This window comes from Amycolatopsis sp. NPDC059657 (assembly GCF_042734395.1).
Lineage (GTDB): Bacteria > Actinomycetota > Actinomycetes > Mycobacteriales > Pseudonocardiaceae > Amycolatopsis.
This window is the reverse complement of sequence record NZ_JBHWEB010000018.1, coordinates 102,308-120,785: the sequence shown is the minus strand read 5'-3', so window position 1 is coordinate 120,785 and position 18,478 is coordinate 102,308. Positions and strand designations below refer to the sequence as shown.

Genomic DNA, 18,478 nt, shown 5'->3' with positions numbered 1-18,478 from the left:
CCCCACCGCCACCACGACCCGCCCCAGCCCCCCGCCGGCGGGCACCCACTGCAGCTTCGGGTTTCGTGTGTGTCCCGGGCGGTAAGACCCGGCGGGAACACTCACGACCTCTTCATGGAGTGCCAAACCCGGCCTTGGTCAGCTCGGGACGCCCACCACTCAGGATGTAGTCGTTGAACGCCTTGGCCAGATCCGCCTGGCCGCCGTTGACCGCGGCGATCGGATAGTCGTTGATCGCGCCGGAGGACTCGGGGAAGTCCACTTTGTCCACCTTGGCCGCCGCCGTGGTCGCGTCGGTGACGTAGACGAGGCCCGCGTCGGCGTCGCCGGAGGTGACCTTGGCGAGCACCGCCTTGACGTCCTGTTCCTCGCTGACCGGCTTCACGTCGGCCTTGGTCGCGGTCTCGACCTTCTGCTCCGCCGCGCCGCACGGCACCTGCGGCGCGCACACGACGACCTTCAAGCCGGCCTTGGTCAGATCGGCGAACGAGGTGATCCCCTTCGGATTGCCTTTGCCGACGGCGATGGTGAGCTTGTTGGTCGCGAACACGACCGGCTGCCCGTCGATCACGCCGCTCTTGACGCCCTTGTCCATATTGGCCTGATCGGCCGACGCGAACACGTCCGCCTTCGCACCCTGGGTCAGCTGCTGCACCAGCGCGGACGAACCGGCGAAGTTGAACCTGACCGTGACACCCGCGTGCGCCGCCTCGAACTGCTTGCCCAGCGCGGTGAACGACTCCGTCAGCGAGGCCGCCGCGAACACGGTCAGCGTCTTGCCCTCCGGCTGCGCGGCGGGTGCCGGGTCCGACCCACAGGCCGTGGCCAGCAGCGCGACGGCGGAAAGGACGACGGCGGTTCTCATCGGTACCCCTCGGGGGTTTCCACGACGACCGTGGTCGCCTTGACGACGGCGACCGCGAGCACACCGGGTGCCAGCCCCAGCTCGCGGACGGCCTCCGAGCTCATCAGTGACACCAGCCTGTGCCCGCCTGCCTGGAGTTCGACCTGCGCCATCACCTTGTCGGTGATGACCTCGGTCACCAGCCCGACGAACCGGTTACGGGCCGACCGGCCGACGGTGGACGGATCGTCCGGCGCCTCGGCCTGCGCCCGCGCGAACGCGGCCAGCTCCGCGCCGTCGACGACCTTGCGGCCCGAGCCGTCTTCGGTGGCGGTCAGCTGCCCGCCGCGGACCCAGCGGCGGACGGTGTCATCGCTGACCCCGAGCAGGCGAGCAGCCTCGGATAACCGGAATTGCGGCATGCGGCAAACATTATCTCCGCAGATGCGGAAAAGCTAACGGTTCGTACGTTCACCCAAGACATCGGCGCGGAGGTAGTCGAGCATCGCGTTTTGATAGCGCTCGACGACTTCGCGCTCTTCCGGCGAGAAGCGCTCCAAAATGTCCTTGGTGGCCGCGACGGCCGACTCGAACAGCGGCGCGAACCGCTCCATGTCCATCGTGACGACCTCGACCAGCACCTTGCGGCGATCCTCCAGATCACGCACGCGGCGGACGAGTCCCGCGCGCTCCAGCCGGTCGATGACCCCGGTGACCGCGCCGGTGGAAAGCCCGGTGAGCTCGGCGATCCGGCCCGCGGTCAACGGCCCTTCGGCCTGTCCGACCAGGTCGAGTGCTTTGTGGTCGGTGCCCGACAGGCCCATCTGCTCGGCGATCCGCTGATGCCGCACGACCGTCAGGGTGCTGCTCTCCCGGCCCAGCTGGGCGAAGCGCATGAGCTCTTCGTCGGTCACCGGGTACCGCCTGGCCGTCGCGTCCGCCATCCGGCCACCCTTTCACCGACTGAGCCACTTTGTTACAAAACATTCTAACCAGTCGGTCGTTTTGTCGATCTGCGCGTTAGTCTGGTGGCAATGACGGCTGTAGATCTCGGGTTTCCTCGCGTCCCCGGTACACGAGGTGCGTCGAGCATGCCCAGACCGGAAAATCCCGCGCTCATCGACACATTCGGCCGCGTCGCCACCGATCTGCGGGTGTCGCTGACGGACAAGTGCAATCTCCGCTGCACCTACTGCATGCCTGCCGAAGGCCTGGACTGGATGCCCAGTGACCAGGTGCTGAGCGACGCCGAACTGATCCGGCTGCTCCGCATCGCGGTCGAACGGCTCGGCGTGACCGACATCAGGCTGACCGGCGGCGAGCCACTGCTGCGCCCCGGGCTCGAAGGCCTCATCTCGGAGATCTCCGCGCTCGAGCCGAAGCCCCGGCTTTCCATGACCACCAACGGAATCGGCCTCGCCAAGCGCGCCACCAGCCTGGCCGAGGCCGGGCTGCGCCGGATCAATGTGTCGCTCGACACACTCGATCCCGAGATCTTCGTCAGCATCACCCGCCGCGACCGCCTTTCGCACGTGCTCGCCGGCATGGCCGCGGCACGCGACGCCGGGCTCGCGCCGGTCAAGGTCAACGCGGTCCTCATGCGCGGCGTCAACGAGCACGAGGCGGCGCCGATGCTGCGCTACTGCCTCGACAACGGCTACCACCTGCGGTTCATCGAGCAGATGCCGCTCGACGCCCAGCACGGCTGGAACCGCAAGCAGATGATCACGGCGGCCGAGATTCTCGGCCTGCTGCAAGAGGAATTCACCCTCTCCCCGTTCCCGGTGGCCCGCGGCGGCGCACCGGCCGAACGCTGGCTGGTCGACGGCGGCCCCGGCGACGTCGGCGTGATCGCGTCGGTGACCCGGCCGTTCTGCTCGGCCTGCGAGCGGACCAGGCTGACGGCCGACGGCGCGATCCGGTCGTGCCTGTTCAGCAATGAGGAGACGGACCTGCGTTCCCTCGCGCGCGCGGGCGCGCGCGATGAAGAGATTGCGGACGCCTGGCGGCAGACCATGTGGGGCAAGCTCGCCGGGCACGAGATCAACGAGGCCGGGTTCGCGCAGCCGATCCGGCCGATGAGCGCGATCGGCGGCTGACCATATGGAGACGATCTCGGTTCGGGTGCGCTACTTCGCTTCGGCACGGGCAGCCGCGGGGCAGGATGAGGAAAAACTTCAGCTTGCCGCGAACACGACGGTGGCCGGTCTGAAGGCCGAACTCGCCCGGTTGCATCCCGAAGGACTGCCGAAGATCCTGCAGGCGGCGGGCCTGCTGCTCGACGGTGTCGCCGTGCGCGATGTCTCCCGGGTGCTGGAGGACAGCGCCGAGGTCGACGTGCTGCCGCCGTTCGCGGGCGGCTGACCTTTCTCTTGGGGGCTGTCTGTTGTTCACTGGCCGTCCTTCAAGATCACGCAGGATTCGCGGCATGACTCGTAAGTTGCTCGCAGCGGTACTGGCCGTCCTGGCGACGGCCACGCTGGCCAGCGCTCCCGCGTCCGCTTCGCACCAGGTGCGACCGCTCGCGCAGGCTCACGCGCACAACGACTACGAGCACGCCCGCCCGCTGTTCGACGCGCTCGACCAGGGTTTCAGCAGCGTCGAGGCGGACATCTTCCTCGTCGACGGCCTGCTGCTCGTCGGGCACACCGCCGGGGACCTCAAGCCGGACCGCACCTTGGAGTCGCTCTACCTGGAGCCGTTGCGGAAGCGGGTGCTGGAGAACTTCGGGCACGTCTACCGGCGTCCGTCGGCCTTCCAGCTGCTGGTGGACATCAAGAGCGAGGCGAACAGCACTTACGAGGCGCTTCAGAAGCGGCTCAACGACCCGCGCTACTCCTTCCTCTTCACCACGTATGCGTTCGGGCTGGTGCGCCAAGGGGCTGTCACGGCCGTGCTGTCCGGTTCGCGCCCGAAGGACGTTCTGGTCGCCCAGCGGTACCGCAAGGCGTTCTACGACGGCCGCATCCTCGACCAGGGTGACCTGCACATCGGCGACGACCGGCGCGTGACGCCCTTGGTGTCCAATGACTGGAGCCAGGTTTTCACCTGGACCGGAGCCGGTCCGATGCCCGCCGCCGAGCGTGCGAAGCTGCGCCAGATCACTCGTGACGCACATCGCGCAGGTCAGAAGGTGCGCTTCTGGGCGACGCCGGACGGCGCGGGCCCCGATCGGTCCGCACTCTGGCAGGAGCAGCTCGACGCAGGAGTTGACTTTTTGAATACCGACGACCTGAGCGGGCTGGCGAACTTCCTCGAGAAGCAATAGAGTGCCCGCTTCCCGCCGAGCCGAATGGCCCCTTGACGTCGAATCGACGTGACTCAAGCCTCACATTCCGTGAATTATCTCGGCTAGGAAACGGCCAGATAACGGCGGCCTGACCTGCGACGATGCCCGAATCGTTATAGGTTGCGTGCTGTTACTATGATGTAGGTCACAGCCAGAATAATTTCCGATCACGGCGTCGATTACGTACCGTCGTTTCTCGTTGGCCCCGACCAACACGCAAGACCGGGAATCCGAAGCGCCTAACCCTGTCCGTCGGATACCCGGACCCATACCCCGAGCGAAAGCACTTCTGGACAGGGGCGAGGGGACCGAGAAGACGCGTCGTGCGTCGACGAGGTTTGCCGGACCGTCACCCAACGGCCCGGCCAGGCTCCGGCCTGACCCACAGCGAAGACTCGCAGGCAGTGGAAGACGAGCAGAGTTCACATGTCTTACCGAGGCAAGCACCGCAAGATGTCCGCCGCCACCAAGAACATCGCCCGCATCGCCATCGCGGGTATCGCGGTCGGCACGCCGCTGGCTATCGCTGCGACCCCCGCGCAGGCAGCCGGCTCCGTCGACTGGGACGCTGTCGCCAAGTGCGAGAGCGGCGGCAAGTGGAACACTTCGACCGGTAACGGCTACTACGGTGGCCTGCAGTTCTCGGCCAGCACCTGGAAGGCCTACGGCGGCACCGGCTCCGCGGCGAACGCTTCCCGCGAGGAGCAGATCGCTGTCGCCGAGCGCGTCCTCCAGGGCCAGGGCATCGGCGCCTGGCCGGTCTGTGGCAAGCGTGGCGGTTCCGGCTCGACCGCGAAGTCGGTCAAGGCCCCCGCCGCCAAGAAGGCCACCGCGGCCGCGCCGAAGAAGGCCGCTGCCCCGAAGGCCCCGGCCGCTCCGGCCGTCGCCAGCGTCGCGGGCTCGAACCCGGCCGGTGACTACACCGTCGTCGCGGGTGACACCCTGTCGAAGATCGCGAAGCAGTTCAGCGTGCAGGGCGGCTACAAGAAGCTCCAGGAGCTCAACGCCCAGTACATCCCGAACGCCGACTTCATCGTCGTTGGCCAGAAGATCGCCACCAAGTGACCCTTGCTCTCACCGAGCATGAGTCCGGCATCACGCTGAGCTAGAAAAAGCAGGACCCCATCGCGTCAATCCCCTGGCGATGGGGTCCTGCTTTTGTGCGTGTCCGCTTCCCAAGGCCTTTCGGGCTCGCGTGCGCCCCGACGCGTCTGCGAGCCAGGCCCCGTCACTACCCTTACCCGTGTTATTAGCCTGCCCATGGCGGGAAGTTTTCAAACACGACCGGGTGAGAAAAACCTAAGGCGAGTTGACCCACTCGTCGGTGCCGTCGATGAAGCGCTGGTGTTTCCAGACCGGCAACCGGGCTTTGACCTCGTCGACGAGCTCCGCGCAGGCTTGGAAAGCCTGCGCCCGGTGTTCGGCCGCCACAGCGCACGCGAGCGCCACGTCGCCGATTTCCAGCGCGCCCAAGCGGTGGCTCACGGCCACGGCTCGTACTCCGGTCCAGCGCGAGGCCAGATCGTTGACGACCTCGGTCAGGACAGCGCCCGCGGTCGGGTGGCCTTCGTAGAACAACGTGAGCACCGAACGGCCGCCGTCGTGGTTGCGCACCACCCCGCCGAACGTCACCACGGCTCCAGCAGCCTCGTCGTCGACGAGGCTCGCGTGTTCTTCGACCGACAGGAGCTTGTCGGTCACCTCCACGCGGGCGATGCGGACCGGCACCGTCGGCTCAGTGCGGGGGTGGTCGCCTCCGGCCAGCTGGTCGACCGCGTGGTCCAAGATGTCCGCCAGCACGCCGAGGCCGTCTTTCACGCCTCCGCGCGAGCCCGGCAGGTTCACCACCAAGGTCCGCCCCGCCACACCGGCCACACCGCGCGACAGGACCGCGGTCGGCACCTGCGGCAGTCCGGCCGCCCTGATCGCGTCGGCGATGCCGGGCAGCTCGTAGTCCAGCACGGCACCGGTGACGTCCGGGGTCTTGTCCGTCGGTGAGATGCCGGTGCCGCCGGTCGTGATGATGACGTCGACGCCCACGCTCTCGCGCAGCGCGGCTCCGACGGGGTCACCGTCTTCGACGACCAGCGGCGCGGGGACCTCGTAGCCACGCGCGGTCAGCCACTCGACGATCACCGGGCCGGTTTTGTCCTCGTAGACGCCGCGTGCCGCCCGGTTCGAGGCGACGATGACCCTTGCCGTCTTCATGGCCGCTCCCAAACCCCGGACTTGCCGCCCGTTTTGCGTATCAAGCGCACATTGTCGAGTGTCGCGGCCGGGTCGACGGCCTTGATCATGTCGTGCAGGGTCAAGCCCGCGACGGCCACGGCGGTCAGTGCTTCCATCTCGACCCCGGTCACGTCGGTCGTCTTGGCCGTCGCCGTGATGTGGACGGCGGCGGCGGCCAGCTCGAACTCGACCTTCACGCCGGACAGCGCGATCTGATGGCAGAGCGGGATCAGCTCCGGCACGCGTTTGGCGCCCATGATCCCGGCGATCCGCGCGGTCGCCAGCGCGTCACCCTTGGGCAGGCCCTCGGCCGTGATCAGCGCCAGTACCTCGGCGGTGGTGTGCACGGTGCCGCCCGCGATCGCGACGCGTTTGGACTCCGTCTTGCCGGAAACGTCGACCATCCGGGCTGCCCCGGACTGGTCGACGTGGCTCAGTTCGCTCACAAGCTAGGAGGCTAGCTCTCCTTGCGCGCGACCCGCTTCACGGCTTCCGCGACGGCCGGGGCCACCGCGTTGTCGAAGACCGAAGGCACGATGAACGAGGCGTTCAGCGTGGACTCGTCGACGACGTCGGCGATCGCGTCGGCCGCGGCGAGCAGCATGGCGTCGTCGATGTGCTTGGCGTGCGCGTCGAGCAGCCCGCGGAAGACGCCGGGGAACGCCAGCACGTTGTTGATCTGGTTCGGGAAGTCGCTGCGGCCGGTCGCGACGACGGCGGCGTGCTTGCCGGCTTCCATCGGGTCGACCTCGGGGTCCGGGTTGGCCAGCGCGAACACGACCGCGTCCTTGTTCATGGTCGCGACCTGCTCTGCGCCGAACAGGTTCGGCGCAGAGACGCCGATGAACACGTCCGCGCCGACGAGCGCCTCGTGCAGCGTGCCGGACACGTTGGCCTTGTTGGTGTGCTCGGCGACCCAGGTGAGGTTGTCGTCGAGGTTGCCGCGTGCCGAGTGGACGATGCCGTCGATGTCGGCGGCGACGATGTCACCGGGGCCCTTGCGCAGCAGCAGCCGGATGATCGCGGACCCGGCCGCGCCGACGCCGCTGACGACGATCTTGCAGTCCTCGATGTTCTTCCCGACCACGCGCAGCGCGTTGCGCAGGGCGGCCACGACCACGATCGCCGTGCCGTGCTGGTCGTCGTGGAACACCGGGATGTCGAGCAGCTCACGCAGCCGCGCCTCGATCTCGAAGCAGCGCGGCGCGGCGATGTCCTCGAGGTTGATACCCGCGTAGACCGGCGCGAGCGCCTTGACGATGGTGATGATCTCCTCGGTGTCCTGGGTGTCCAGGCACACCGGCCAGGCGTCGACGTCGGCGAACTTCTTGAACAGCGCCGCCTTGCCCTCCATCACCGGCAGCGCGGCGGCGGGCCCGATGTTGCCGAGGCCGAGCACGGCCGAGCCGTCGGTGACCACGGCGACCGTGTTGCGCTTGATGGTCAGGCGGCGCGCGTCCTCGGGGTTCGCGGCGATCGCCTGGCACACACGCGCGACGCCCGGCGTGTAAGCGCGGGAGAGGTCATCACGGTTACGGAGCGCGACCTTGGGGCGGACCTCGATCTTGCCGCCGAGGTGGATCAGGAACGTCCGGTCGGAGACCTTGCGCACCCGCACGCCGGGCAGCGAGTCCAGCGTCTGCGTGATGTCCTGCGCGTGGTTCTCGGAAAGCGCGTTGGCGCTGATGTCGACCACGATCGAGTCGGCGTGGGACTCGACGACGTCGAACGCGGTCAGCACGCCGCCGACCCGGCCGACAGCCGTGGTGAGGTCACCCGCCGCGGTCGACGAGGACGGGGCCTCGACCCGGACGGTGATCGAATACCCGGGACCGGGAACCGGCATGCTAACCCCCGCTGAGGATGTTGTGCTTGGACCACCGGAAACCTACTCCGGTGACGCCCGCCACGGACCCTCGCAGGGGTGACTGACCAGTAACTTCTTACCGGTTGATCTCGGTCTCGGGGTGGGTGTAAGGCACATTCCCGAGCGGGAATGTCAGCTCGCCGAACGGGGACAGCGCGCCCTGGCGGTCCGAGGTCAGTTCCGTCACCGGGTGCTCGCCGTCGGCACCGTGCGGCCAGGTCGGATCGATGCCGTTCTTCTTCTTGCCGTTCTCGGCCTTCGCCACGACGCCCTCCTATTGGTGCTCAGCCCACGTTTGGTCACAGTCTGCCGGACGGGCGGCGGTCGGCGCGCACCCGGTATCCTGGACAGACGATGTCCTCCAAGCCCGCGACCTCTCTTGCGGACTGGCTGCGTGCGGCGTCCGACGACGCGCTCGCCGTGTTGCTGCGGCGCAGACGCGATCTGGCCACGCCGCCGCCGTCCGACACGACCGTCCTCGCCACCAGGGCCGGGACACCCGGCTCGGTCGCGCGTGCGTGTGAAGACCTCGACACGCTGACGCTGGCCGTACTCGACGCGCTGCTGCTCGCGGGCGCGGACACCGACGCGGCCACGCTCGCCGAGGTCCGGTCGATGGTCGAGGTGGACATCACCGAGCCACTGGAGAAGCTCCGCTCCCGTCTGCTCGTCTGGGGCGACGACGACGCGCTGCGCGTGCCACCGTCGGCTCGCGACGCGCTCGGCCCGTTCCCCGCCGGGCTCGGCGCCTCCGTCCCCGCGCTCGCCGGAGCGGACCTGAGCGGCCTCGGCGAGGACGAGCGCGCGCTCGTCGGCACGCTCGCCGCCGGTCAGCCGATCGGCCGCACCCGCGACGCGGGCATCGACGTCCCGCTCGAACGCGCCACCACGCCCGTGCAGCGCCTGCTCGCGCGCGGGCTGCTGCTGCGCCGCGACGACCAGACGGTCGAGCTGCCCCGCGAACTCGGGATCCAGCTGCGCGGCGGCCACGTGTTCACGCCGGGCACCTTGCAGGAGCCGGAGCTGCCCACCAACCCGCACCAGCAGTCCACAGTGGACAAGGTGGCGGCAGGTGAGGCGATGGAACTGTTGCGGCAGCTGGAAAGCCTCCTGCTGTCCTGGTCCGCGACCCCACCGCCGGTGCTGAAGTCCGGCGGCCTCGGCGTGCGCGAGCTGAAGAAACTGGCCAAGGACAACGAGATCGACGAGCTCCGCGCGACACTGCTCGCCGAACTCGCCGTCGGCTCCGGCCTGGTCGCCGACAGCGAAGCGGCGTCGCCCGAGTGGGTGCCGACCACGCTCACCGACTCCTGGCTCGCGGCGGCCGCACCCCAGCGGTGGCTCACGATCGTCCAAGCCTGGCTGGAATTGCCGCGCCTGCCCGGTTTGGCCGGCGGCCGCGACGCCAAGGACAAGCCGATCGCCCCGCTGTCCGACGAAGTCCGCCGCCCATTGGCACCACTCGCCCGCCGCCGCGTGCTGACGGCATTGGCCGACCTGCCGGAAGGCGCCGGCGTCAAAAGCGTCGACGAACTGTTGGCGGTACTGGCCTGGCGAGCCCCCCGCCGCGGCGGCCGCCTGCGCGACGAAACCGTCCGCTGGACCATGGCCGAAGCCTCGGCACTCGGCGTGGTCGCACTCGGCGCACTCACGACGGCCACCCGGGCAGCACTGGAAGAAGACCGTGCCAACGCCGTCGCCTCCTTGCTCGAGTCAATGCCGAAACCGGTCGACAAGGTGCTGGTGCAAGCCGACCTGACGGTCGTCGCACCCGGCCCCCTCGAACCGGAACTCGCGGCGGACATGGCCGCGGTGGCGAACATCGAGTCCTCCGGCCACGCGACGGTTTACCGCGTCACCGAGGCATCGGTCCGCCGCGCACTCGACGCGGGCCGCACCGCGGGCGAGTTACAGCAGCTCTTCAATTCGAAGTCCGCGACCCCCGTCCCCCAGACGCTGACGTACTTGATCGACGACGTAGCCCGCCGCCACGGCAGGCTTCGCGGCGGCGTGGCGGAGTGCTTCCTGCGCTGCGACGACGAGGCACTCTTGGCCGAGGTCATGGCACATTCGGTCGCTTCGGACTGCGCGTTGCGCATGATCGCGCCTACGGTCTTGATAAGCACCCTGCCGCTTGCCGAGGTCCTGGAAGCCTTACGCGGCGCGGGTTTCGCCCCGGCCGCCGAGGGCCCGGACGGCCGGGTGGTCGACATCCGTCCATCGGGCAGGCGCGTCCCCGCCCGCCCACGTCCCGCGCGCCGGGTCGCGCCGGAGTCGGCCGGTCTGACCGGGGTACAGATCGACCAGATCGTCGCGCATCTGCGCGCCGGGGATTTGGCGGTCGGGCGTCGTCGCGGGACTTCGATGCGGTCGCACGGCGGAAGCGGGGCCGCGGCTTCGACTTCGGCGACGCTGGAGTTCTTGGCGCAGGCGGTGCAGGACCGGCGCGAGGTCTTGATCGGGTTCGTCGATTCGCGGGGAACCGCGAGTCAGCGGGTGGTCCGGCCTTCGCGGGTTGGCGGGGGAATTCTCGAGGGGGCCGATAATCAGCGGTACCCGTTGCATCGGATCACTTCGGCGGCTTTGGTCGAGGACTAGGGGTAGGGGATCCTGCTTTGGGGTGGTGTGTGGGAAACAGGTCGTCTAACGCCCTGAATCCCGCACATGAACAGGTGGCCGCGGCCGAGCCGCCGCGGCCGCGTAGGCAGCACGCAGTTCCGCGATCACCAGATCCGGATTCGAGCGGAGCCTGGCGGGCAAAGTCTGCAAGAACACCACACCGGCCCCGGCATATCGTGCGTTCCTCGCGACGGTTCTGGCGAAATCGTCGTCGCCTGAATGATACTTCCGCGAGTCGATCTCCCAAGCGAACGCCACATCGTCACACCAGGCATCCGGCGTGCCCAGGTAGCGGCCGTCAGCGTCGAACACCTTCACATTCCATTGGCAGGGCGGCAAACCCGCCCGCTGCCATAGCTGCCAAGCATCAGCCTCCGCGACAGACCACGCTCCAGCCAACAGCGGTACCAAGGCCTCGCGAGCAGGACGCGAACCCGGCTGCGCGCCCGCGGCGACTTCACGGGCGATGGCTTCCGGTGTGCATCGCCGGCATTGAACGGCATCGGACATCATCGCTTGGATCATGTCGCGTTCGGTCATTCGCCTGGCCGCGTCGGCGATCGCGCGCGGGATCGGCGCCACCGGCGCGCCGTGACGGACGGACGACCGCGGTAACCGCCGAGTTCGCTCCACCAGAACGAAATCCCGGCTGAGTACCGATCGTTCCTTGGGCACGAGCACATGGATTTCACCCGGCTCGGGAATCGTTCTCAATCCATGACAGCGCAACGCCCAGAGTCCGGTCACCACAGCATCGTCACGCCCATGGAGCACTGCGGCGCGCAGAAGGTGTTGCGCGGTCGGCTCCGCCCGGCTGAGCAGGATGATCCCCCGCATCAACCGTCGCCACGGCCCTCCCGGCCGACAGCGCCGATCGATCGCTTTGCGAGACATCCCCAGCGCCATCAACTCGGCCGCGCGGACCACCACGGCCTCACCGGTGAGCAATGGGTGCTCAGCCCAATCCCCTCTGTACACACTCTGAGCATGCCGCCGACCACCGACAGTTTCCGGCCGGCTGCGATCCGCAAGATGCGGCCGAAACTAAAGAGCCCGAAGCCCCTGCAGCACGCGTTCCATGAACTCACGCGAAGAACGATCGCCCAAAGTGATCCCGGTCTGGTGAATTACCACCAACCCGGCATCCGACATATCGCCCACCAGAATCTTCACCACACCCAACGGCAACCGCAGGTGTGCGGCGATCTCGGCAACCGAACGCGTCTCGATGCACAGATCGCAAATGGCCCGGTGCTCGACCGAGCCGACGCCCGAGTACTTCTGCCCCTTCTCAGAGGTCGAAATCAGCGTCTCGATCGCCAGATCGTGGTCGGACCGGGTACGCCCGCCGGTGCGCGCGTACGGCCGGACGCGAGATCGGAGCTGGATGCGGCGGGACACCGGACCGCGGGGAGCCGGCGGGACGTCGGGGGTCGCCGGGACCGAGATGGCCGGTGAAAAACCGGTGACGCGGCTGAGCTCGAAGCGGCCGGGTGAGTCGAATTCCTCGCGGTCGGTGCCGCGGTGGAGTGTCTCCCACGCGTCCTGGTCGTCACGGGATCTCATGGCCGCCTACCCACGCACGCCGCCCTGAAGCTGCGCGCGCAGCTCCGGGGTTATCTGCTGGCCGACCCGGTCCACGAGGAGCGTCATCTCGTACGCCACCGTGCCGATGTCGCACGTGGGCGCCGCGAGTACCGCCAAGGACGAGCCGTCGCTGACCGACATGAGGAAGAGGTAGCCGCGCTCCATCTCGACGACGGTCTGGTTGACCGCACCGGCCTCGAAACAGCGGGCGGCGCCCTGGCAGAGACTGATGAGGCCCGAGGAGACCGCCGAGAGCTGCTCGGCGCGGTCCTGCGGGAGACCTTCCGACGGCGCTAGCAGCAACCCGTCCGCGGACACGATCACGGCATGCGCGGCCCCTGGGACCCTCCGCACGAAATCCGTGATGAGCCAGCCGAAACCACCGGACTGCTGGCCGGAAGCCGTCACTGTCCCTCCTCGCTGCCGTATCGAGCTTTGCCCGACGCAAGCGTATTCGCCACGTCCGCGCTGTCGAGTCCGCTCCCCTCAGCGTTTTCGACACCGAACGTAGGCGACCGGGCGCGTACCGCATCAACCCATAGTGGGCGACGCATCGGTACGTGACCGGCCCATCCTCCGGCGGTAGCCTGCTCAGACTTGCATTTTGGCAGGTCATCTGGCGTGAACAAGGCGGATCGCGCCTTGTTCATCACCTCCGGAATCCAGGGCGCCGCCCAGCCGTTTTCCTGCCGGGTGACACCACTCCCCGAAGTGGGTGAAGCACGCGGAGTTCACTCCAACGGCCGCATCCACTCCGACATTTCGCGAACTTTATCCGGCCTGCAACGCCGAATCGTGTTCGATGGCATGCTGGACGACCGAGATCAAGACCTGCTTGGCCGAATCACGCTCGCGCGCGTCACAGGCCATGATCGGCACCGAAGACGAGATCGTCAGCGCGTGCCGGACGTCCTCGATCTGGTGATGCAGCAACCGGTCGAAGCAGTTGATGGCGACGACGTACGGCAGCTTCCGGTTCTCGAAGAAGTCGATCGAGGGGAACGCGTCGGACAGCCGCCGCGTGTCCACCAGCACGACCGCGCCGATGGCGCCGATCGCCAGGTCGTCCCACATGAACCAGAAGCGGTGCTGGCCCGGCGTGCCGAAGACGTACAGCACCAGGTCCGAGTCCAGCGAGATCCGGCCGAAGTCCATGGCGACCGTGGTGGTCGTCTTGTTCGGCGTCGCCGAGTTGTCGTCGACGCCCGAACTCGCCTCGGTCATCAGCGCCTCGGTGGTCAGCGGGTCGATTTCCGAGACGGCGCCGACCAGCGTGGTCTTGCCGGAGCCGAAGCCGCCGGCGACCACGATCTTGGCCGAGGAGGTCGGACCCGAGACGAAGGACGCACCTCCGTCGGAGTCAAATTCTCCGAAGCCCACTGAGCACCCTTTCCATGAACTCGATACTCGGCCGGTCGCCAACCGTGGCGCTGCCCGTGTGCACCAGCACCAGGCCCAGTCCGGCCACATCACCAATCAAAACGCGCACCACGCCGAGCGGCAGCCGCAGCAGTGCCGCGACCTCCGCCACCGAGCGGGTGTCCAGGCACAGGTCGCAGATGGAGCGATGCTCCGGCACCCGCACGCGGTCCAGGATCCGGCCGTGTTCGCTGGTGGACACCAGCGCCTCGATGGCGAGGTCGTAGGTCGGCTTGGTGCGGCCACGGGTGCGGAAGTACGGCCGGACCAGGCCGGAGCCCGGTTCGGGGTCTTCGAAGCGCTCGTCAACGTACTCTTGCTTCGCCTGCCGCGGCAAAGCGGCGGCGAGCGGGTCGATCGAGGCGGCTTCCGCGTGCGCGGCCTCGATGTCCGCGCTGAACGCGGCGAACTCGCGCGAGTCGTACAGCGGGCCGCTGCCGCCCGCTCCGCCGAACAGCTCGGAGCTCGGACCGCCGAGCAGCCGCTGGCGGAACTCGTTCACGCTGAAGTCCGCCGGGCCTCCGCCCGAGGTCGTCTCGTTCGGGTGCAGCCAGGTGGACGGGTCCTGAACCGGCGGGATCTCCGGCTCACCGACCGCGGCGCGGCGCGAGCGCCACTCCTGGTCGACGCGGTCGCGGAAGGTGTTCCAGTCTTCCCGTGCGTCGTCACCGTCGGACTGCGGGGGAAAACCAGGCCCGGAGAAATCATCACCGAGCCTGCCGTCCCGTCGTAAACGCCTCTCGTCCATGACCGTCTCTCCTCGGCTCAGCGCCGGATGGTGGACGTGCCCTGGAGCTGCGCGCGCAGTTCCGGCGTCAGCTGCTGACCGACCCGTTCCACCAGAAGCGTCATCTCGTAGACCACAAGCCCGATGTCACTGTCCGGCGCGCCGAGCACGGCGAGACAGGACCCATCGGACACCGACATGAGGAAAAGGAAGCCGTTGGCCATCTCGACGACGGTCTGCGCGACCGTGCCGCCTTCGAAGACCTTGGCCGCGCCACGCGCCAGGCTGGTCAGGCCGGACGCGACCGCCGCCAGCTGGTCGGCGCGGTCCTTGGGCAGGCCCCTCGAAGCCGCCAGCAGGAGCCCGTCCGCTGACACCACGACGGCGTGCGCAGCACCGGGAACCCGGTGCACGAAATCCGTGATGAGCCACGCGAAACTGCCCGACTGGCCGGCCTTGCCTTGCGCGGCGTTGTTCGGCTGCGCCTGGCCCCCCGGCTGAACTGCACCCGCCCGTGTCACTTTCACTCCTCACTGCTTTCTGCCGACTCGGAACCGATGGCGCCGCCGCCTACCGGCGCCTGCTCCTTCATAGCGTGGCGACCGGAGGTGTAGCCACGCTGGAAACTCGCCATCCTGTTCCGCGCCGCCGACGCCGACCTGGCGATCGCACCCGTGCCGGGCTGACCGGAGGTCGTGTCGGTGAACGCGTTGGAATCGCTCGGGCTGCCGATCGATCCCGGTACCAAGTATGCGTTGGGCACCCGCTTGGGGAGACCGGCCGGGGTGATTTCCTCGTTCTTGGTCTCCAGCAGCGACTGCGCGGCCTGCCAGCCCTCGTCCGCCGAGCTGCGCCAGCTGGGCTCGGGTGCGGGCAGCACCGGCGGCGCCGGCGGTGCCTCGTCGACGTCGTCGATGGTGTCGACGACCTCGGTGTGGCCCTCGTCGTGCTGCTGCCGGTCGGCCGCCTCGCGCTCGTCGATGTCCGCACTGGCCTCGGTGGCGAGCGTCGGCTCGACCTTCTTGGCCTCCGGCGGCAGCGGCGGCTGCTCCTCGCCGTCCTCGCTGAACCAGCGGGAGAGCACCGACTGGTAGATCGGCAGCCTGCGCGTCGGGACGTCGTCCTCGAGCGCCGCGGCGTCCGGTGCCGGCTTTTCGGGCTTCGGCGGCTCGGGCGCCACGTACTTCGGCTCACGCTTGGGCAGCACGAGCGGGGTGTACGCGGTCGCCTCGTTGGCGTCGGCGGTGGCGCCCTCACCGTGGACGGTGTCGATGTCCTCGGTCGTCGGCCACGCGGGTGGCGGCGGCGGGTTCGGGCTGCGGTAGGCCTTGTTGGACCCGCTGACCAGGTCGTCGAGGCTGATCGGCTGGTCGAGCGGCTTGAGCCCGCCGTTGTTGTCGGCGCTGCCGTTCGCCGTGGCGGGCGCGGGTGCGGCGGGCAACGAGCTGGTCGGATCCGCCGGGACGGGCGGGAACGACGGCAGCGAGGACTGCATCGGCTGCGGGGCCTTGTTGACCGGCGGGATGCTCGGCATCGACGGCCACGACGGGTTCGAGGTCTCCGCGCGGGTGGCTGGCGGCGCCTGCCGCGCGTCGGCGCCGGAGCGCAACGGCGTGAGCAGCTCCGCGGGCACGACGACACGGGCGATGACGCCGCCCTCGATGTCCTCGTTCTCGCGCAGGCGCACCTCGATGCCGTGGCGCTTCGCCAGGCGCGCGACCACGTACAGGCCCATGCGCCTGGTCACGGCGACGTCCAGGTCCGGCGGCTCGGCCAGTCGCTGGTTGACCTCGGCGATCGCGTCCTCGGACATGCCGACACCGTGGTCGGTGACCTGGATGGCGAGCGCCTTCTTGCGCGTGATGACCGCGCGGACGGTCACCTTCGTCTCCGGCTCGGAGAAGTAGGTGGCGTTGTCGAGCAGCTCGGCGAGCACGTGCACGAGGTCGTGGATCGTCAGGCCCTGCACGGCGACGTCGGGCACGATGCCGACCTCGATCCGCGCGTACTGCTCGATCTCGGAGACCGCCGCGCCGATGACGTCGGCGGCGGGCACCGGCTTGGGCACCGACTTGGCGAGACCGGCGCCCGAAAGCACCAGCAGGCTCTCACCGTTCCGGCGCAACCGGGTCGCCAGGTGGTCGAGCTCGAACAGGCTCGCGAGGTGATCGGGGTCCTGCTCGTCGGCCTCGAGCCGGTCGATGACGCCGAGCTGGCGTTCCACCAGCCGCTGCGAGCGACGGGACAGGTTCACGAAGATGCCGTTGACGTTTTCGCGCAGGAGCGCCTGCTCGGCGGCCATCTTGACGGCCTGCTCGTGGACCACGTCGAACGACCTGGCCACTTCGCCGATCTCGTCGGTCGAGTCGACCGGCACCGGTTCGACGGCGTTCTTCGACGCCTTGACCGGGTCCGGGTTGTCGAGGATGGCCTGCACGGTGGCCGGCAGCCCGCGCGCCACGCTCAGCGCGGAGGTCTGCAGGACCTTGAGCGGGCGCAGCATGAGCCTGGCGATGAGCAGCATCAGCGCGAGCGCGGCGATGAGCGCCAGCGCCACGATGGCCGACTCGATCCAGGCGGCGCGGGTGGCCTGCGACGCGAGGTCGTCCGCACGGTTACGCAGTGTGGTCAACAGGTTCGACTCGACCGCGCGCAGCTTGCCCAGCGCCACGGCGCTGTCCGTGCTCAGGCGGAGCTTGTCGATGTTGGGCGCGAGGCCCTGGTCGTTGAGCGCGAAGGTCTCGACACGCAGGCGCTGGCGGTCGTCGACCTCCGGCCCGCTGAAGGTGTCGGAGTACAGCTGGCGCTGCGTGGGGTCGGCGTCGGCGAGGAAGGCCGCGACCTCGGCGGAACCACTGGCCTGCGCGTCACGGATCTGCTCGAGGATGTCACCGGTGAACGCCTTGCGGATACCGGCGATCTGCAGCGCGGCGTCGCCGCGGGCGACGAACTCCTTGGCCTGGCTGATCGCCTGCGCGGTGGCGGCCTGGCGCAGCAGTTCGCGGTCGGCGACCGAGGTGTTGATCTCACGGCCGAGCTGGACCAGCGCGTCCAGCACGGACGAGTAGGTGCCGAGCGCGGCGAGTTCGGAGTAAGTCGGGGTGTTCGAGGCGCTCCGCAGCGGGCGCAGCGCGTCGAGGCGCTGCAGACCACGCGTGTAGCGGTCCTTGGTGGCCTGGTCCTGGGTCTTCAGCTCGTTGGCGGACGTGCGCAGCTCGTCGACCACCCGGTCGACCTTGCTGATCTGCTGGTCCAGCGCGACCTGACGGGTCGCGTCGTTGGAGGCGATGCGGCCGAGCGCGAGGTAACGCTCGTTCTGCAGCTCGTGGATCACGGCGGTGACCTTGGTGGCGAAATCCACCTGGTCGGCCGTGAGCTGGAACTGGGCGGCCCGGTCGAGTCCGTCGTACGCACGCAGTCCGCCGAGCGCGAGCGCGACGAGCGTCGGGACGATCAGGATCGCGGCCAGTTTCGAGCGCAACCGCCAGTTGCGCATGCCTAGGAACGAGCGGCCCTGCTTGGCAGGCTGCCGCTCGGCGTCCACTTCGTCGCGCTGTGCAGGGGTGCCTCCTACCCCCGCGGTGTCTATCGTCGGCACCGCTGTACCACCATCGTTCGGCGAGCTGAATACATCATTCGTGTGCGGGTCGGCCACTACCGGCTCAGTCCTGGACACGGTTGCGCGGGCATGATCGGTTCAGCACCGCTCGGTCCGCTCACCCATCCAAGCGCTCCATCTCATCAGATTCGGTGGTCCATGCCTGATCGCAGGTGCAGAGGGTAGCGAACGAACAGGTCAGATGTAACCCTTCCGGCGGCTGGCGGCGATAAGGCCGAGTCTGTCTCGTTGTCAATCATGGGACGTTTGACACATTCCCGCAGAGTGACACGGTCAGT

The 18,478-nt window shown here is 68.6% G+C and carries 19 protein-coding genes; 5 read left to right on the top strand and 14 right to left on the bottom strand.

The genetic code is table 11. The features are described from left to right. Positions 1-112: 112 nt before the first annotated feature. From modA to ACFV15_RS12910, 3 genes are read right to left on the bottom strand one after another with little or no spacing between them, the layout of a single operon-like run. The gene (gene modA / locus ACFV15_RS12920) at positions 113-865 is read right to left on the bottom strand and encodes a molybdate ABC transporter substrate-binding protein (protein WP_378350392.1); all 753 of its coding nucleotides are present in this window, start codon (positions 863-865) and stop codon (positions 113-115) included. Then, entirely contained in the window at positions 862-1,266 is a 405-nt protein-coding gene (locus ACFV15_RS12915) for a molybdopterin-binding protein (protein WP_378350391.1), read from the bottom strand. Before ACFV15_RS12915 ends, modA begins: the two co-directional genes overlap by 4 nt. A gap of 33 nt (positions 1,267-1,299) precedes the next feature. After that, a complete protein-coding gene (locus ACFV15_RS12910; protein ID WP_378350390.1) occupies positions 1,300-1,788 on the bottom strand; it encodes a MarR family winged helix-turn-helix transcriptional regulator in 489 nt (162 codons plus the stop codon). Positions 1,789-1,935: 147 nt separating this feature from the next. Here ACFV15_RS12910 and moaA point away from each other — a divergent pair, with 147 nt between their 5' ends. The 4 genes from moaA to ACFV15_RS12890 all read left to right on the top strand — a co-directional run bounded on the left by moaA (position 1,936) and on the right by ACFV15_RS12890 (position 5,198). Next, on the top strand, positions 1,936-2,943 hold the full coding sequence (moaA, locus tag ACFV15_RS12905; protein WP_378350389.1) for a GTP 3',8-cyclase MoaA: 1,008 nt from the start codon (positions 1,936-1,938) through the stop codon (positions 2,941-2,943). A 4-nt stretch (positions 2,944-2,947) separates the two neighbouring features. After that, positions 2,948-3,208 (top strand): MoaD/ThiS family protein, encoded by a 261-nt coding sequence (locus ACFV15_RS12900; protein WP_378350388.1) that lies wholly within the window; start codon positions 2,948-2,950, stop codon positions 3,206-3,208. Positions 3,209-3,272: 64 nt separating this feature from the next. Then, positions 3,273-4,112, top strand: a complete 840-nt coding sequence (locus ACFV15_RS12895) for a phosphatidylinositol-specific phospholipase C/glycerophosphodiester phosphodiesterase family protein (RefSeq protein ID WP_378350387.1) — start codon at positions 3,273-3,275, stop codon at positions 4,110-4,112. Between the two features lie 447 nt (positions 4,113-4,559). Next, positions 4,560-5,198, top strand: a complete 639-nt coding sequence (locus ACFV15_RS12890) for a transglycosylase family protein (RefSeq protein ID WP_378350386.1) — start codon at positions 4,560-4,562, stop codon at positions 5,196-5,198. Positions 5,199-5,432: 234 nt separating this feature from the next. Here the strand turns inward: ACFV15_RS12890 and ACFV15_RS12885 are convergent, their stop codons facing one another. The 4 genes from ACFV15_RS12885 to ACFV15_RS12870 form a co-directional block, all read right to left on the bottom strand. Beyond that, positions 5,433-6,341 (bottom strand): molybdenum cofactor biosynthesis protein MoaE, encoded by a 909-nt coding sequence (locus tag ACFV15_RS12885; RefSeq protein ID WP_378350385.1) that lies wholly within the window; start codon positions 6,339-6,341, stop codon positions 5,433-5,435. Next, positions 6,338-6,808, bottom strand: a complete 471-nt coding sequence (moaC, locus tag ACFV15_RS12880; RefSeq protein WP_378350384.1) for a cyclic pyranopterin monophosphate synthase MoaC — start codon at positions 6,806-6,808, stop codon at positions 6,338-6,340. The genes ACFV15_RS12885 and moaC overlap by 4 nt, the downstream gene beginning before the upstream one ends. A gap of 11 nt (positions 6,809-6,819) precedes the next feature. After that, positions 6,820-8,208 (bottom strand): NAD-dependent malic enzyme, encoded by a 1,389-nt coding sequence (locus tag ACFV15_RS12875; RefSeq protein WP_378350383.1) that lies wholly within the window; start codon positions 8,206-8,208, stop codon positions 6,820-6,822. 97 nt (positions 8,209-8,305) lie between these two features. Beyond that, positions 8,306-8,494, bottom strand: a complete 189-nt coding sequence (locus ACFV15_RS12870; RefSeq protein WP_378350382.1) for a hypothetical protein — start codon at positions 8,492-8,494, stop codon at positions 8,306-8,308. A gap of 89 nt (positions 8,495-8,583) precedes the next feature. On the opposite strand from ACFV15_RS12870, the gene ACFV15_RS12865 reads away from it, so the two are divergent. Further along, a complete protein-coding gene (locus tag ACFV15_RS12865) occupies positions 8,584-10,827 on the top strand; it encodes a helicase-associated domain-containing protein (protein ID WP_378350381.1) in 2,244 nt (747 codons plus the stop codon). Positions 10,828-10,872: 45 nt separating this feature from the next. Here the strand turns inward: ACFV15_RS12865 and ACFV15_RS12860 are convergent, their stop codons facing one another. From ACFV15_RS12860 to ACFV15_RS12830, 7 genes are all read right to left on the bottom strand, one after another. Next, positions 10,873-11,796 (bottom strand): hypothetical protein, encoded by a 924-nt coding sequence (locus tag ACFV15_RS12860; RefSeq protein ID WP_378350380.1) that lies wholly within the window; start codon positions 11,794-11,796, stop codon positions 10,873-10,875. 96 nt (positions 11,797-11,892) lie between these two features. Then, positions 11,893-12,414, bottom strand: a complete 522-nt coding sequence (locus ACFV15_RS12855) for a DUF742 domain-containing protein (RefSeq protein ID WP_378350379.1) — start codon at positions 12,412-12,414, stop codon at positions 11,893-11,895. 6 nt (positions 12,415-12,420) lie between these two features. Then, entirely contained in the window at positions 12,421-12,843 is a 423-nt protein-coding gene (locus ACFV15_RS12850; RefSeq protein ID WP_091288091.1) for a roadblock/LC7 domain-containing protein, read from the bottom strand. 363 nt (positions 12,844-13,206) lie between these two features. Beyond that, positions 13,207-13,815 carry an ATP/GTP-binding protein gene (locus tag ACFV15_RS12845; RefSeq protein ID WP_378350378.1) on the bottom strand — a complete coding sequence of 203 codons (609 nt, stop codon included), beginning with the start codon at positions 13,813-13,815 and terminating at the stop codon, positions 13,207-13,209. Next, the gene (locus ACFV15_RS12840) at positions 13,796-14,602 is read right to left on the bottom strand and encodes a DUF742 domain-containing protein (RefSeq protein ID WP_378350377.1); all 807 of its coding nucleotides are present in this window, start codon (positions 14,600-14,602) and stop codon (positions 13,796-13,798) included. The genes ACFV15_RS12845 and ACFV15_RS12840 overlap by 20 nt, the downstream gene beginning before the upstream one ends. Before the next feature lie 17 nt (positions 14,603-14,619). Then, entirely contained in the window at positions 14,620-15,102 is a 483-nt protein-coding gene (locus tag ACFV15_RS12835) for a roadblock/LC7 domain-containing protein (RefSeq protein ID WP_091288094.1), read from the bottom strand. Positions 15,103-15,104: 2 nt separating this feature from the next. Further along, entirely contained in the window at positions 15,105-18,179 is a 3,075-nt protein-coding gene (locus ACFV15_RS12830; RefSeq protein WP_378350376.1) for a nitrate- and nitrite sensing domain-containing protein, read from the bottom strand. Positions 18,180-18,478: the final 299 nt, after the last annotated feature.